Source organism: Chryseobacterium sp. KACC 21268 (assembly GCA_028736075.1).
In the GTDB taxonomy this organism is placed as follows: domain Bacteria; phylum Bacteroidota; class Bacteroidia; order Flavobacteriales; family Weeksellaceae; genus Epilithonimonas.
On sequence record CP117875.1, the window covers coordinates 2,595,062 to 2,610,733 of the forward strand.

Sequence of the window (15,672 nt, forward strand, 5' to 3'; positions counted from 1 at the left end):
TTATAAAAGCATTTTTGAATTAAACATGATTGTATTAGCCAATGATGGGATTTCCGAATCGGGAATTCAACTTTTGAAAGACGCCGATATCACGGTTTTGGAAAGCCGTGTTTCGCCGGAGCATCTCAGCAAATTCATTAATGAAAATAATGTGGATGTTCTGCTGGTAAGAAGCGCTACGCAGGTAAGACAAAATCTGATAGACGAATGTCCAAACCTCAAGATAGTTGGACGTGGTGGCATCGGGATGGATAATATTGATGTAGAATATGCCATTGATAAAGGCCTTTACATCATCAACACGCCAAAAGCTTCCTGCAAATCTGTTGCAGAACTCGTTTTTGCGCACTTCTTTTCATTGGCGAGATTTCTTCACGAGAGCAATCGGTTGATGCCTTTGGAAGGTGAAACTCATTTTAATGCGCTGAAAAAATCCTTCAATAATGCTTCAGAACTTTCCGGGAAAACATTGGGTGTTGTCGGGATGGGAAACATCGGAATTGAGGTCATTAAGATTGGTATTTCTTTGGGAATGAAAATCTTAGCTTACAACAGAACTCCGAAAACAAGCAATATCGAAATCAGTTTCTTCGATGGACAAACTGTGAATTTCGAAATTAAATCAGTAACTTTAGATGAAGTTCTGGAACATTCGGATTTCATAAGTCTCAATACGGGATTGACTGACGAATATCTAATTGACACCAATGAGTTTGCAAAGATGAAAGACGGCGTGTTCATCGTCAATACTGCAAGAGGCGGCGTCATCAACGAAGTCTCTATGATCGATGCGATTGAAGATGGAAAATTAGCCGGAGCTGCACTTGATGTTTTCGAAAAAGAACCATCGCCGGAAGTTGAAATCCTTATGAATGCGGGAATGTCACTGTCTCCACACGTTGGCGGGAATACGATAGATGCGCAAAATAGAATTGGGGAAGAGTTAGCAATTCAAATTATTAAACTGAAAGACCAAATATAAATATGCCAGTATTTAAACCATTTAAAGGAATCAGACCGAACCACGATTTTGTGGATATTTTTCCGACCTATTCCTTGGATAATTTTACTCAGGAAGAGATCAACAAAAAATCTCAGCAGGAGAACTCATATATTCAAATGATCAAACCTGCTGTCGTAAGCAAATCTAAAGATATTGACAGAAACTTCAGAAAGATCAGATCTAATTACGAGGAACTTCTCGAGGAGAAAAAGCTGACTCAGGACGATTCTTCTTATTATTTATACGAGCAGACTTTGCCTGATAAAAGCAGTTTTCGAGGACTTCTTGGTCTTGTAAGTGTAGATGATTTCTGGGATGGAAAAATAAAAAAACACGAATCTACAATCACTGAGCGTCGAATGAAGATGGCGCACTATCTGGAAAAAGTTAATATCCAGGCAGAACCAGTTTTACTTACTTATCACGCGAATTCCAAAGTTGAATTGCTGATGACGCATGAGCAGAAGAATGTGCCAATCATCAATTATAAAGACGAAAAAGGTGTAAAACATAAAATATGGAGAATTGATAACCGATTGAAACTTCAGCAGTTCAAAGAGGTTTTGGATCCTATTGATTCTTTTTACATAGCAGATGGACACCATAGAATTGGTTCCGTTGCAGAATATGCTAAAAAACAAAGAGATAAATACAAAAGGTCTCACGGCACGGAGCATTACAACTTTGTTTACAGCTTTATTGTTTCCAACCAATCCATCAAAATTAATGATTACAATCGCCTTCTGAATGATCTAAACGGCTTGTCACACGAAGAGATTCTTGATAAACTGAAGGAAGATTTCCAGATTCACGATAAAGGAGAAGCTCCATATTTCCCTTCGCAGAAATTCCATATTAGTATGTATTTGGGCGGTAGATTTTACAGTTTGCATGTGAAGCATAACATCCGTGAGGAACTCAAAAATGAAAATGACCTAGATCATCATTTGGTAGATAAGTACATTTTCGAAAAAATATTTGGAATAGAAAATGCAAAACATACAGACAAGATCACTTATCTGAAAGGTACATCTGATACTCAAGGAATTACCGAGATTAAAGAAAAAGTGGACTCCGGAGAGTATAAAGTTGGATTTGGCATCTACCCTATCAGTTTCAATGACCTGTTGAAAATCTCTGATAAAGAAATCAAAATGCCACCAAAATGTACATTAATTGAGCCAAAACTGATCACAGCTTTGATGATGTACGATATGAAATAGATAAAAACTACGATTTTATTGTAAAGATGTCTTTGAAAATTGGCATCTTTTTTTATTTTATTAAATAATAGATGTATATATTTGATTTATTTTCAGATAGTTATATTTGGCAATTTAGAATTATGCTGTATGTGTAAAATCAGCTGAAAAAAAGATTTTAATTTTATATCTTTACATAATTAACATACGTATATTTTACTTTGGAATAACAAAGAATATCATTAAAACAGTATAAACCGAATGTATCCAAAGGAATATATTAATTGCGACCAAGAACCGATTCATATCTGTGGAGAAGTTCAAAAATACGGATATCTTTTAGGTGCAAAAGATTCCAAAATCACTTTCTATAGTGAAAACATTTTGCATCTTTTTTCCTTGGAGGCCAAGTCTGTACTAGGTCAGGATGTAAAAGTTTTATTTGATCAGCTTGAACTTGATGTCAATTGGGATAATTTTTCAGACAATCAGGAACTAGCGATTCAGCATATCAATTTTAAGGAAGAAGATTTTACACTTTCTATCCATACAAATCAAGGTTTTACTTTTTACGAAATCGAGAAGGTAATTCCAAACCATAAGATCAATCAGGAATACAAAGCCATTCAGAATATTCTCAAAATGTCAAACGATGAGAATATTTGGAAACTTTTACTGCACGAAGTTCAAAACGTTATCGATTTTGACCGCGCAATGATCTACCAATTTCTTTACGATGGCAGTGGCGAAGTGATAGAGGAATCTGTAAAGCCAGGCTTAGAGAGTTATCTTCACCTTCATTATCCGGAATCTGATATTCCTGCGCAGGCAAGAGCACTTTACCTAAAAAACACAGTCCGAATCACCTCTCATGTTTCTGGTGAAACCTACCCTATCTATGGTGTTCAGAAAGAAAATATTGATTTAACGTATAGCGTTACTAGATCGTCTTCTCCAGTTCATCGTCAATATCTAAAAAATGCTGGCGTAGAATCCAGTTTCAGTGCTTCGATCATTGTTAATGGTGTTCTGTGGGGAATGGTGGCATGCCAGAACGCAGAGCCGAAACACCTTGATCTGCAGTCCAGACTTTTGGTGGAAACACTTACCAGAACTGCAGCCAATGCTTATGGTTCTTACAGATCCTTACAAACTTTGGCAGATTATCAAAAAAGTAATCTTAGTAATATTTCGCTTCGTCAGAATCTTTTGAGCGAAGAAAATTTTGCGAAAGCTCTGAACAATAATATTAAAGATATTATGGATGTCTGTGCTGCAGAAGGAATGATTATTAAAATTAATAATGAAATCCTGACCTATGGCAATGTCCCAAACCAGTCAGATATTGATAAAATCATCAATTGGAGCAAAGATACCAACCAGGATTTAGAAGAAAATATATTTATCTCAAATACGTTCTGTAAAACCAGTGGTCTGGAATTGGATAATTCTGAAATCAGCTGTGGAATCATCATCAGTGTTCTCGGAAATAACACTTCCGATATGCTGATCTGGATGAGAAAGGAACAGGGTCAAAAAATAAAATGGGCCGGAAATCCAGAGAAAGAAACTGTCTCTGAAATAAAAGATGGTGTAGAAATCATCAAATTCTCGCCAAGAAAATCATTCGAGGTATGGAAGGAATATGTAAAAGATACAGCACTTCCTTGGAAAACAAGAGAGATAGAATCTGCAAAATGGATCACATCTGTAATTCTGAAAGCTTCTCACACAAAATCTGCTCAGATTGTAGATCTTAATAATCAATTGAGAGAACTAAATGAGGAATTGGATTCTTTTTCATACACCATTTCTCACGACCTCAATACACCGCTTACAGTCATCAAACTCAATGCTCAATTGATGAAAAGACTACAGCAGCCTGATGAAAAAACTCAGAAATTTTTAGATACAATTATTGGTCAAGTAGACTCTATGAGTGACATGATCAAAAATGTATTGGAACTCAGCAAGATTAAAAAATCTGAGATTGAGCTTAAAAAGATCGAAGTTGATCCATTAATCAATAGATTGGCAGATGAATCCAAGATAAGTTTTGACTCGCCTCATACCGAGATCATTATTGAGAATACGCCTGAAGTTTTGGGCGATCCCACAATGGTGTATCAGGTCTTTGGAAATGTGATTGGCAATGCCATTAAATATTCTTCCAGATCATCAAAACCTACTGTGAGAATCATTGGTGAAGTCTACGAAACTGGTGTAACTTATAAGATATCAGATAACGGAATTGGCATTGATAAAGAAGATGCTGGCAAGATGTTTAAGATATTCAGCAGGATGAGTAATGCAAAAGCTTTCAATGGAAATGGTGTCGGTCTGAATATCGTTCATCATCTAATGGAAAAAATGGGTGGCGAAATCAGCTACGAAAGCGAAAGCGGCATCGGAACTACCTTTATATTAAAATTTCAAAAACCTGACTATGATTTCAGTATTTCTTAAAGAACAAACCAAACAACAACACGACGATACAGAGGCAAAACTACAATCCCAAAAGATCTTTGATAAATCCTACACTTTGGATGATTACAAGACACTTTTGATCCACAATTACAAACTGATCAGCAGATACGAACCTCAGATCCATGATCAACTTCAAAATTATCCAGAATTGAAGTTAGAATTAAGAAGCAAGATCGAAGCCCTTAAAACTGACCTTGATAACTTAAATATCAAAACAGAAAACGAAGTTCCCACACAAAACCTGGAAAACGAAGCTGAGGCTTTTGGCGCCCTTTACGTAATGGAAGGTTCTACACTGGGTGGAAATGTCATCGCAAAACAATTGAAAAGAAATCCAGAATTTGAGAATATAGAGTTCAATTACTTCGGAGTTTATGGCGAGAATACTGGACCATATTGGCAGGAATTCAAATCCATTATTGATGAAAAAATTACCGAAGAACATTATGAAGCTTGCGTAGCTGGTGCGAAGAAAGCTTACCAATTACTTTCATAAGAGACTTGAAAATATAAATAAAAAGGAGTGAAAAATTAATTTCACTCCTTTTTATTTTGTTTGATAAGACCTGGAATTATCCACCGATCTTAACCAATTCTACGTCGAAGATCAACCAAGAGTTTGGTGGGATCACACCGCCAGCTCCTCTTTCTCCATAACCTAAAGCTGGTGGGATCAACAATGTTGCAGTTTCTCCTTCTTTCAATAGAAGAATTCCCTCGTCCCAACCTTTGATTACCTGACCAACACCGATTGGAATATCGATTGGCGCATTTCTTTTGAAAGAGTTATCAAACTCCTCACCGTTGATCAACTTTCCTGCATAATGTACAGCAACTGTTTGACCCGGCGTAGGCGTTGCACCAGTGGTAGTTTTAGTGATTTTATAGTAAAGACCAGAAGGCGTAGATTGCATTCCAGCTTTCATATCATTGACCAATTTTTCTTGGTTCGCAGCGAACTCAGCCAATTTCTTAGCTTTTTCCTCTTCCGCTTTTGCCAGATATGCTCTGTTTTTTTCTTCGATCTTAGCTTTGCCTTCAGAGAAGATCTTCGCTGCATCGTAATGTTTATAAGCATCACCTTTACCGAATACTGCAACTTTTGTCAAAACAACGTCTGTTTTAGGTTTGTCTTGAGGTCCTTTTTCTACGTTTGCGATAGAATCGATAGTTGCTTCTCCACCTACCACTTTTCCGAAGATTGTATGTTTTCCGTCCAACCAAGGCGTTGCGATCTCTGTAATGAAGAACTGAGAACCGTTGGTATTTGGTCCAGAATTCGCCATAGAAAGGATTCCTTTCCCTGTGTGTTGAAGGTCATTTCTCTCGTCAGCAAATTTGTATCCAGGATCTCCCATTCCAGTTCCTTGTGGATCGCCACCTTGAATCATAAAATCTTTGATCACTCTGTGGAAGATGGTACCATCGTAGAAAGGTTCCCCTTTTTTCTTAGCTTTGTTCTCGATCTTACCTTCCGCAAGTCCAACAAAATTGGCAACGGTTACAGGAGATTTCTCGTCCTCGAATTTCACCAAGATCTCTCCCTTGCTTGTTACAAAATTTCCATAAAGCCCGTCTGGCAGACTTTTATAAACTTCTTTGTCTATTTCCAATGTTTTACAATTTAATAATGTTAATAATGTTATAGAAAGTGCTATAATTTTTTTCATTTTTAATATAGTCGTTAGTTATAATACTTTTACTTTGATGATGAGAGGCATATCGTTGCTGATCTTCTTACCATCACCATAAGTTCCATACGCCAAAACAGAAGGCACCAGGATTTCTGCTTCCTCTCCTTTTTTAAGATAACGGATGACATCTTCCACGGCATCCATCTCTTTGAAATGACCGAATTCCACATCCGTATTTTGAATGGATGAATCGTACAACTTGGTTCTGTCAAAATCGTAGATATCATATTGGTACGAAACTTTTTCGCCGTTGTTTTTGCGAGCTTGCTTCTCCAGACCTTCTATGTTTACCCAATAGTTCATTCCCATCGGATAATATTTTACCTCTTGTGACTTGATCCAATCTTGGATCTGGGTCCTCTCGAGATTGTTGAGGTCTTTCGTTCTGTTTTTGGAAACTTCCATCTCGTTTGCAGACAGATATTGCTCACCTTGTGTTGGTGTGGGGTTTTGCTTTGCGCAGGATGCAACGATAGCGAATGAGGCGATGTAGATCAGTTTCTTCATAATAGAATCGTTTTTCTGAAAGATAAAATAATTGATCTGGAAAAACTTTGGCAAAATTAAGAATTTTCAAAGACTTAATTGTTATTAAAACAAAAACCGGAAGATAATTTCCGGTTTTGCTTTTCACTTTACTTTTTATTTAATTCTATACACTGTATACATTTTCTTCCACCAATACTCTCCATCCAAAAGGATCCTCTGCATTGTTGGTCTGGATATTCACAAGGTCATTCTTAAGTTGTGCTGCAAAACTCTCTTCATCAGAAAGTCTAGGCAACTCAAGATGCTCACCTTGGTAACCCAACGCTTCGAAGATACTAGTTACCACAGCAGTTCCAACGCCCCAAACCTCTTTCAAAGTTCCGTTTCTTTGTGCCTCGATAACGTCTGTCACCTTCACATTTCCGACAACTACTTCAATTCCTCTTCTTTCAGCAAGTTTCAGGAAGCTATCTCTAGTAATTCCATCCAAAATTTTATCAGAAGTTTTCGGTGTGTAGATCGTATCGTTGATTCTAACAAAGACATTCATCGTTCCACTTTCCTCAAAGTACTCGTGAGAACAATCGTCTGTCCAAATGATCTGATCATAACCTTCCTCTATCGCCAATTGCGTTGGATAGAAGGAAGCTGCATAGTTTCCAGCTGCCTTCGCTGCACCTACACCGCCACTTGCCGCTCTGGAATAATGGTCTGATATCTTCACAGAAACTGGAGCTGTATAATAACTCTTTGCAGGCGTTGCTACAATGGCAAACATATATTTTTCGGAGATCCTAGCTTTCAAGGCTTCTTCAGTTGCGAACAAAAGCGGTCTGATGTACAAAGACATTCCTTCGCCTTGTGGAATCCATTCTCTATCTATATCTACCAAAGCTTTCAATCCGCCAAGGAACATTTCTTCGGAAATCTCAGGAATAGCCAATCTTTTTGCGGATTTGTTAATGCGTTCAAAGTTCTTTTCCGGGCGGAAAAGGAACACTTGCCCATCATTATCCTTATAAGCCTTCATTCCCTCAAAACACGCTTGTCCGTAATTTACCCCCATCATAGCCGGGGTAAAACCGATTGGACCATAAGGAATCAACTGTAGATCCCCCCATTTTCCGTTCTCGTATTCGCAGATTATCATATGATCGATAAAAGTATTTCCAAATGAGAAATTACTTGGATCAAATGTTGAAATTCTTGGGTTGGTAGATTTTTGAATTATCATTTTTTAATTTTTTGTTGAGGTATTACAAATATATAATAAATATTTAATAATAAAAATTAATGTTAAATTTGTAAAAAAATACTTTGAAAAGAGAATTAATAACGACTAGTGACGGAAGTAAAACTTTATTAATCAATGGATTAGAAGAGACTTACCACTCCAAACACGGCGCTCTGCAAGAAGCTAATCATGTATTTATTAAAAATGGACTAAATTTAATAAATAGTTACGAAATTAATATTTTAGAACTCGGTTTTGGAACAGGTCTTAATGTTTTAGTAACAATTGATGAATATTTGAAAAATGATATAAATCACAAAATCAACTATTTTGGAATTGAAAAATATCCGATTTTTTTTGAAGAAGCTTCAAAACTTGCTTATTCCGAACTATTTCATAACGATATTATCAAAGATTTATCATTGAAAATCCACGAGTTAGATTGGGAAGTTTCTAATGAATTAATTAACGATTTTAGCCTTAAAAAAATTAATAAAGACTTTTTTGATCTTAAAGATGCAGAACTTCCTCCTATCGACTTGGTTTATTTTGATTGTTTTGGCGCAAGGGTGCAGCCTGATCTATGGGAAATGGAATTATTAGAAATCGTAGCATCAAAAATGAAATCAGGAAGTTTGCTTACCACTTATGCATCGAAAGGCAGCTTTAGAAGAAATCTAATCGAATTAGGCTTCGAAGTGGAGAAAAAACAAGGCCCACCAGGAAAAAGAGAAATGATGATTGCCTGGAAAAAATAATTTTCCATAAATTAGACATTCCAAATTACAACTATGATAGATAAGATCAACATTCGTGTTTACGCGCTTTGTATTAAGGATAATAAGATCCTTGCTCTGCACGAGGAATATGCAGGAGATTTCCTCATCAAATTGCCTGGAGGTGGTTTAGAATTCGGCGAAAGCACCATAGAATGTTTGAAGCGAGAATTCCAAGAGGAACTGAATCTTGATATTAATGTTACAGAGCATTTCTACACGCAGGATGATTTTCTGGTTTCCAGATTCAGGGATAATGAGCAATTGATAACGATTTATTATCTCGCTGAAATCCTGAATGAACAAGATCAATTAATATTAGATCCGTGCATCGAAAAAACCGAATGGTTTCCTTTGGATGGCGAAAATCCTTTCCCACTACCAATCGACAAGCGTGTATTCGATTTTGCAAAAGAAAAATTCCTGAATTAGTATTCAGGATTTTTTTATCAGTTTGGATTTTAAATATTCCAGAGCAACTCTTCATATTTCTTTAGAATAATATCTTTAGAAAAACGAGATTTGATGGAAGTTTTAATATCTTCTTTATTATTACTTCTGTGCACTGCATGTTTTATCTTTTCAGCAAAATCATCGTAATTCTCAATGTTTGATATTTCACCGTTGATTTGATCGATGATGATTTCATCAATTCCGCCAGGACAATTATTGGCTAAAGAATAGATGCCGCAAGCTCCAGCTTCCAAAAGCACATTTGGAAAACCCTCATACCGCGAAGAGAGGATAAAAAGATCAGCAAACTTGAGATATTGGTAGGGATTGCTTTTCTTACCGTGAAAAATAACGTGGTCCAATCCCAGCATTTCTTTCATCTGCAAAAGCATTTCCTTATCTCTTCCGTCTCCTAAAATATGAAGCAGAATATTTTGATTCTTAAGTCTGGAAAAAACTTTTAAAAGATTATCAAAACCCTTTCTGGCAGAAAGGTTTCCAATCGCGACAACGTGTTTGTACTGCGGAGAAAATTCAATGGGTTTTTCGGATTGCTTAAGCTTTTCTTCTATAAAATCAACATCCACAGGATTATTGATCTTAACCAATTTATTTTTCCTTATGCCAAAATTTTTAATCAAGTCAATTTCCATATCACTGCTTTGTGCGATGATCCGGTCGTAGTTGTTGTAGAATTTGTAGAAGAATTTGATTTCTTTTCTGGTTACGTGTTGGGAAACGACATTGGTTTCTCTTGCGATAAATCTTGTATTAGGAAAAAGTTTGATGAATAGCGACAAGTAGGCATTAACCTCTCCAAAACCAGAAAACACAATATCAGGTTTTCTTCTTTTTATTTCCAGAAGAATTGGTTTTAACGAATGCCTTATGCGTGGCGTCTGGATATCGATAATCTCAACATCTGGTTTTAAGAAATCCAAATACGCTCCTTCTTTTCTTAATAATAGGATTGCCGGCGAAAACTTATCCCTCGGTAGATGATTCGCAATTGTTGTGATGATGCGTTCTGCACCACCGGTTTCCAAATCGGGCAATATGAAAATAATAGATTTTTTCATTATTCAAAATTATGGAAATTTTAATTATAAATAAACCCACTCTGTTTTGTATGAATTAATGGGACAATGAAATCATTGGTCTATTAAAAATGTCGTTCATCTATTCGTTATTTTAATCCACTGAGAGTGAGAATATCTTTGGAAAATAAAATAAAATATTATGAAAATTAAATTTTTTCTATGTCTGCTTTCTGCAGCTAGTTTGGTCATAAACTGTAAAAGTGACGATGACGAAGTAATGGAGCCTCAGCCCGAAGCATTCACTTTCAGCACAGCTGCGGGGATGAGCAGCGGTACAGCATCAGTAGCAGGAACGTCTGCTCCTGCTGGATTTACTTGGAGTGAGGTTAAAGCGCCTCAGAGCACCTGGGGTCTGAATGGAACGATTACGGATCGTATGTTGTCTGATGATTTCCAGATACCGTCTGGCGAAAAATGGAAAATTGAGAATATCTATTTCTATGGTTATCAGACAGGTTTTGTAGGAACAGCGTTTCCGGTAAGTGAATTATATTTTGAAATCTATTCTTCTGATCCTTCTGTTGCAGGTGCAGTGAAAGTTTATGGAGACATTAACACCAATCGGTACGTCTCAGCAGAAGAAACCAAAATGTACCGGATACTGCAGGGACAACCCGACAATACGACCAGAAAGATTTATAGAATGAAAACTCAAACAGCCGATCTCAATCTCGCACCTGGAACATACTGGATAAAATGGGGATCGAAAACATCCTCTGGTACTCATTTTTATCCTCAGCTACCGCATGATGCGACGAAGATTAACAATGCGCAACAATTTGTTGTGAGTAATTCTACGTGGGTCAATCTGGATGATGGCGGACAAAGGGTAAATTTTCCTTTTGAAATTACAGGAACCAAACTTCCTAATTGATCAGAACATCTTAAATTTTTCAATAATTGATACTAATAAAAAAAATCCGCTTCAGTGACGAAGCGGATTTTCTTTAAGGATATTTGTTTCAAATTATTTTAGTAAATCATATAACTGATATACTTTAAAATAAGTTTTTAATTAATAAAGTTTCAATTATTTTAGTTTGCAATATCACTGATGAATTTGATTCTAAGAATTCTAACTTCTTCGTCGGTCAGATCATCGCCATATTCTGCAAGTAAAGTTTTCATACTGTCGCTCTCCGAATTTTTCATAAAGTCCATAAACTCCTCTACAATATCTTCATCAAAATTCTCATTGACATAATAGTCGATATTCAGCTTTGTACCCTGATAAATGATGCTCTCCATCTCAGAAAGAAGATCTGTCATTGTTATATTTTTCGCCTTTGCAATGTCTTCCAAATCGATTTTCTTATCCGTATTCTGAATGATGAAAACCTTGTGGCTGGATTTGTTTGCGACTTGTTTTATAACAGTATCCTGAGTTCTTTCGATCTCGTTTTCTTCTACATATTTTTTAATGAATTCAGCGAAATCTTTTCCATACTTCTTTGCTTTTCCTTCGCCAACGCCGTAGATTTTCGCCACTTCTTCTACAGAAACCGGATATTGAACCGTCATATCTTCAAGACTAGGATCCATAAAAACAGTGTAAGGCGGAATACCATATTTTTTTGCAACTGTTTTTCTTAGCTCTTTTAATTGTCCAAATAAAAGTTGGTCCAATCCTCCTCCAGCCTGGATCTGGACTTGTTCATTATCTGCTTTTGTTTTGGACTGTGCAAGATTGTATTCTCTATCTTCTGCTATTTGGAAAATGTTTTTTGACTTTCCATCAATGACTTCTTGTCCTTTTTCAGAGATTTTTAGAACACCATAAGTTTCGATATCTTTTTTAAGATAATCCTGAACCGTAGCTTGTCTGATGATAGATTTCCAATAGTTGTCACTTTCAGATTTTCCGAAACCGAAATATTCCGTCTGTTCTAGTTTATAGGACTTTGTGACTGCGGATTCTTTTCCTGTAATCAAAGAAATGAGATCTTTGGTTTTGAACTTTTCGCCCAAAACTTTTATCATTTCAAGAACCTTCTTAAGATCTTTCGTGGCGTCTTTTAAAGTTGGTGGATTTTGAGAATTGTCGCACATCAAAGCGCCCTCTCCTTTTATCGGATCAAATATTTCCCCAAAATAATAAAGCAAATACTGCCTTCTGCTCATAGAAGTTTCAGCATATCCAACGACTTCATTCAAAAGTTGAAGCCCGATTTCTCTTTCGGAAACTGGTTTTTGAGCAAGGAATTTTTCTAGTTTTTCAATGTCCTTCGGATCGTAAAAAGCAAGGCAATAACCTTCACCGCCATCTCTACCGGCACGACCAGTTTCCTGGTAGTAACTTTCTAATGATTTTGGAATATCGTAATGAATTACAAACCTAACATCCGGCTTATCGATTCCCATCCCAAAAGCTATTGTTGCTACGATGACATCGGCCTCTTCCATCAAGAATTTGTCCTGATGCAAAACTCTTGTTTTTTGATCTAAACCTGCATGGTAAGGCAAAGCATTCACGCCGTTCACCTGCAAAAGCTGAGCAAACTCCTCTACTTTTCTCCTGCTCAGGCAATACACGATTCCTGATTTTCCTTTGTGCTGATTGATGAATCTCACGATTTCCTTATCAACGTTTACTTTCGGACGGATTTCGTAGAATAAATTGGCTCTGTTGAAACTTTCTTTATAAACCAATGCGTTGTTCATTCCTAAAGTTTTCTGAATATCATCCTGAACTTTAGGTGTTGCAGTCGCAGTAAGCGCAATGACGGGAACGTCTGCAATTTTATCAATAATTCCTTTCAGATTTCTGTATTCCGGGCGGAAATCGTGTCCCCATTCTGAGATACAATGTGCTTCATCAATTGCAACGAAAGAGATTTTGACATTTTTCAAAAACTCCACATATTCTTCTTTTATTAATGATTCCGGAGCTACGTAAAGTAATTTGGTTTTACCAGCCGTGATGTCATCCATCACTTGTTTTGTCTGTGTTTTATTTAATGAAGAATTAAGAACGTGGGCCACTCCTTCATCAGAAGACAGTCCATTCACAGCATCCACCTGATTTTTCATCAAAGCAATTAACGGAGAAACGACAATTGCAGTTCCTTCGGAGATGAGTGCAGGCAGCTGATAGCAAAGTGATTTTCCTCCACCGGTTGGCATTAGAACAAAGATATCTTTACCATCCAGAAGTTCCGTTATAATCTGTTCTTGCTGCCCTTTAAACTTAGAAAATCCAAAATATTTTTTGAGTTCGGCAGATAAGTTGATGTCTTTTGTGTCCATCCTTTGATATAGTTTGCTAAATTTGCATTGTTAAAGGTTATACAAATTATAGATAGTAATTTTTTGTTTTTTTAGATAAAAAAATGAAGCCTAAAACTTCATTTCGTAATTTCAAATTATTGAAGTGAAGATACAAAATTAATATTATTAAAAAAAATAATAAAACATTTAAAAATTTTGGATCCAAAAGAAATTCTTTCCAATGCGCATCAGGCGCTAGATATCGAAATAAACGAACTTACTAATCTTCGAAACCGGCTGAATGACAGTTTTATAAAAAGTGTCTTAACCATCAATGAAGTCAAAGGAAAATTGATCGTTGTCGGTATTGGAAAGTCCGCACACGTGGCGAATAAAATTGTAGCAACACTCAATTCAACTGGCACACCATCTCAATTTCTTCACGCTGCCGAGGCAATTCACGGTGATCTTGGTGTGATCCAAAAACAGGATGTTGTTCTTTGTATTTCTTATTCAGGAAACTCTCCTGAGATTGTGAATCTTTTACCTTTCCTGAAAGAATATTCTGCAGCGCTAATTGCTATGACAGGAAACACTGAAAGCAAACTGGCAAAAGCTGCTGACATCATATTAAACACGCACGTGGATAAGGAAGCCTGCCCAAATAAGCTGGCTCCTACCAGTTCCACAACGGTTCAGATGGCTTTGGGAGACGCATTAGCTGTATGTCTTATGGATCTGAAAGATTTTAAAGAAATAGATTTTGCTAAGTTTCATCCAGGCGGTAGTTTGGGGAAAAATCTGACAGCCAAAGTGGAACAATTTGTTTCTACTAATAAGCCAGAAGTTACTTCAGATGCTTCAATCAGAGATGTAATTATTTCTGTCAGCGGATCAAAACACGGGATTACAGTTGTTGTTGAAAACAGAAAAATTGTCGGCGTAATTACGGATGGTGACATTAGAAGAATGCTTCTGAATCAAGATGATATTTCGAAAGTAAAAGCGTCTGACATCATTAGCAAAAACCCTAAAACCATCGACAAAAATCAGCTCGCTAAAGAGGCCATGCAGATTTTAAAAGAATTCAATATCGGTCAGCTAGTCGTGACAGACGAAGGCCAATATTATGGGATTATAGACATTCATAAATTACTAGACGAAGGAATTAATTAATTCTTCTTATTCTAAATAATTTCGTAATATCATCGGTTGCTTTTGCAACAATTCCGGCTCCTGTTCCATAGGCTGGAGTTGTAGCTCCTGGTTTTGAAATCGAAATTCTTATCAAATCATTCTGAGCAAATGACAAAACAGTTCTAGGCAGAATGAGAGTCTGAGTCTGATCGGTGGAACCGTTGTCATAAGGCATTGCTGTGCCAACAACTGGAGTCCAGGTCACACCATTATCTTTTGACTGTGTTATAGAAATCGTGACATAGGAGAAATTGGAATTATCTGCTGCCACATTTCTTTTCGGACTAAATGTAAAGTTGGCCAGCACTCTGTAATTTCCAGTAGCTTTGATCCTAAACGACTGGTTATTCGTTAAAAGCTCGATATCGTTGGGATCATCAATCAAAATTTCCGTGGATGACCATGTGATGGGAACTTCAAAGGTTTCACTGCTGTTGAGACTTGTAAGTTGAGTCGCCGTGAATGGCTGATTGGTTACAGATTTCAAAACGTATTGATTAGATCCTTCTAAAACATTGATTTCTGTACTGGATGTGAATTTTTGCCAAAGATTATTCTGGCGGTAATAAAATGAATTAGCAGAAACCGCTGTACTTCCACTTCCAGCTGCTGCCAAATTGAAAACCAAAAGCCCATTTGCAGGATTGGAAATCGTTGCATTGTCGTTGGTTCCAGTCAGATTGACTCTAGGTAAAAGCAAACCTTTATTGGTAGCCGTCATATCTAGAATTGCCGATGAATGCGGCGCAACAGTTCCAATTCCTACCTGTGAGAAGCCTGACGTGAATAATAATATTGCAAATAAACTATATAGTCTCATAATGAATATG

14 protein-coding genes are annotated in these 15,672 nt (G+C 36.7%); 8 read left to right on the plus strand and 6 right to left on the minus strand.

Annotated features, from left to right (window positions below; translation table 11 throughout):
• Positions 1–25 precede the first annotated feature (25 nt).
• From PQ459_12080 to PQ459_12095, 4 genes are all read left to right on the plus strand, one after another.
• Complete coding sequence (locus PQ459_12080) at positions 26–982, plus strand: D-2-hydroxyacid dehydrogenase (protein WDF45637.1); 957 nt, start codon at positions 26–28, stop codon at positions 980–982.
• Positions 983–984: 2 nt separating this feature from the next.
• Positions 985–2,226, plus strand: a complete 1,242-nt coding sequence (locus PQ459_12085; GenBank protein WDF45638.1) for a DUF1015 domain-containing protein — start codon at positions 985–987, stop codon at positions 2,224–2,226.
• A 240-nt stretch (positions 2,227–2,466) separates the two neighbouring features.
• Positions 2,467–4,671: an ATP-binding protein gene (locus PQ459_12090; protein WDF45639.1), complete on the plus strand. Its 2,205-nt coding sequence runs from the start codon at positions 2,467–2,469 to the stop codon at positions 4,669–4,671.
• On the plus strand, positions 4,652–5,188 hold the full coding sequence (locus PQ459_12095) for a biliverdin-producing heme oxygenase (GenBank protein ID WDF45640.1): 537 nt from the start codon (positions 4,652–4,654) through the stop codon (positions 5,186–5,188). The genes PQ459_12090 and PQ459_12095 overlap by 20 nt, the downstream gene beginning before the upstream one ends.
• Before the next feature lie 76 nt (positions 5,189–5,264).
• Here the strand turns inward: PQ459_12095 and PQ459_12100 are convergent, their stop codons facing one another.
• From PQ459_12100 to PQ459_12110, 3 genes are all read right to left on the minus strand, one after another.
• Positions 5,265–6,362, minus strand: coding sequence for a peptidylprolyl isomerase (locus PQ459_12100; GenBank protein WDF45641.1), 1,098 nt, complete (start codon positions 6,360–6,362; stop codon positions 5,265–5,267).
• Positions 6,363–6,380: 18 nt separating this feature from the next.
• Positions 6,381–6,893, minus strand: a complete 513-nt coding sequence (locus tag PQ459_12105; GenBank protein ID WDF45642.1) for an FKBP-type peptidyl-prolyl cis-trans isomerase — start codon at positions 6,891–6,893, stop codon at positions 6,381–6,383.
• A gap of 145 nt (positions 6,894–7,038) precedes the next feature.
• Positions 7,039–8,109: a branched-chain amino acid aminotransferase gene (locus PQ459_12110; protein WDF45643.1), complete on the minus strand. Its 1,071-nt coding sequence runs from the start codon at positions 8,107–8,109 to the stop codon at positions 7,039–7,041.
• Between the two features lie 83 nt (positions 8,110–8,192).
• Here PQ459_12110 and mnmD point away from each other — a divergent pair, with 83 nt between their 5' ends.
• Positions 8,193–8,867, plus strand: a complete 675-nt coding sequence (mnmD, locus tag PQ459_12115) for a tRNA (5-methylaminomethyl-2-thiouridine)(34)-methyltransferase MnmD (GenBank protein WDF45644.1) — start codon at positions 8,193–8,195, stop codon at positions 8,865–8,867.
• A 33-nt stretch (positions 8,868–8,900) separates the two neighbouring features.
• Entirely contained in the window at positions 8,901–9,317 is a 417-nt protein-coding gene (locus PQ459_12120; GenBank protein WDF45645.1) for an NUDIX domain-containing protein, read from the plus strand.
• 29 nt (positions 9,318–9,346) lie between these two features.
• Here PQ459_12120 and PQ459_12125 read toward each other — a convergent pair whose 3' ends face one another.
• Positions 9,347–10,420, minus strand: a complete 1,074-nt coding sequence (locus PQ459_12125; protein ID WDF48719.1) for a glycosyltransferase — start codon at positions 10,418–10,420, stop codon at positions 9,347–9,349.
• 157 nt (positions 10,421–10,577) lie between these two features.
• Here PQ459_12125 and PQ459_12130 point away from each other — a divergent pair, with 157 nt between their 5' ends.
• A complete protein-coding gene (locus PQ459_12130) occupies positions 10,578–11,312 on the plus strand; it encodes a hypothetical protein (protein WDF45646.1) in 735 nt (244 codons plus the stop codon).
• Positions 11,313–11,473: 161 nt separating this feature from the next.
• On the opposite strand, the gene recQ is transcribed toward PQ459_12130, so the two are convergent.
• Positions 11,474–13,684 (minus strand): DNA helicase RecQ, encoded by a 2,211-nt coding sequence (recQ, locus tag PQ459_12135; GenBank protein ID WDF45647.1) that lies wholly within the window; start codon positions 13,682–13,684, stop codon positions 11,474–11,476.
• 177 nt (positions 13,685–13,861) lie between these two features.
• Between recQ and PQ459_12140 the strand changes: the two genes are divergently transcribed.
• Entirely contained in the window at positions 13,862–14,821 is a 960-nt protein-coding gene (locus PQ459_12140) for a KpsF/GutQ family sugar-phosphate isomerase (GenBank protein ID WDF45648.1), read from the plus strand.
• Here PQ459_12140 and PQ459_12145 read toward each other — a convergent pair.
• Positions 14,814–15,662 carry a hypothetical protein gene (locus PQ459_12145; GenBank protein ID WDF45649.1) on the minus strand — a complete coding sequence of 283 codons (849 nt, stop codon included), beginning with the start codon at positions 15,660–15,662 and terminating at the stop codon, positions 14,814–14,816. The genes PQ459_12140 and PQ459_12145 overlap by 8 nt on opposite strands.
• Between the last annotated feature and the right edge of the window lie 10 nt (positions 15,663–15,672).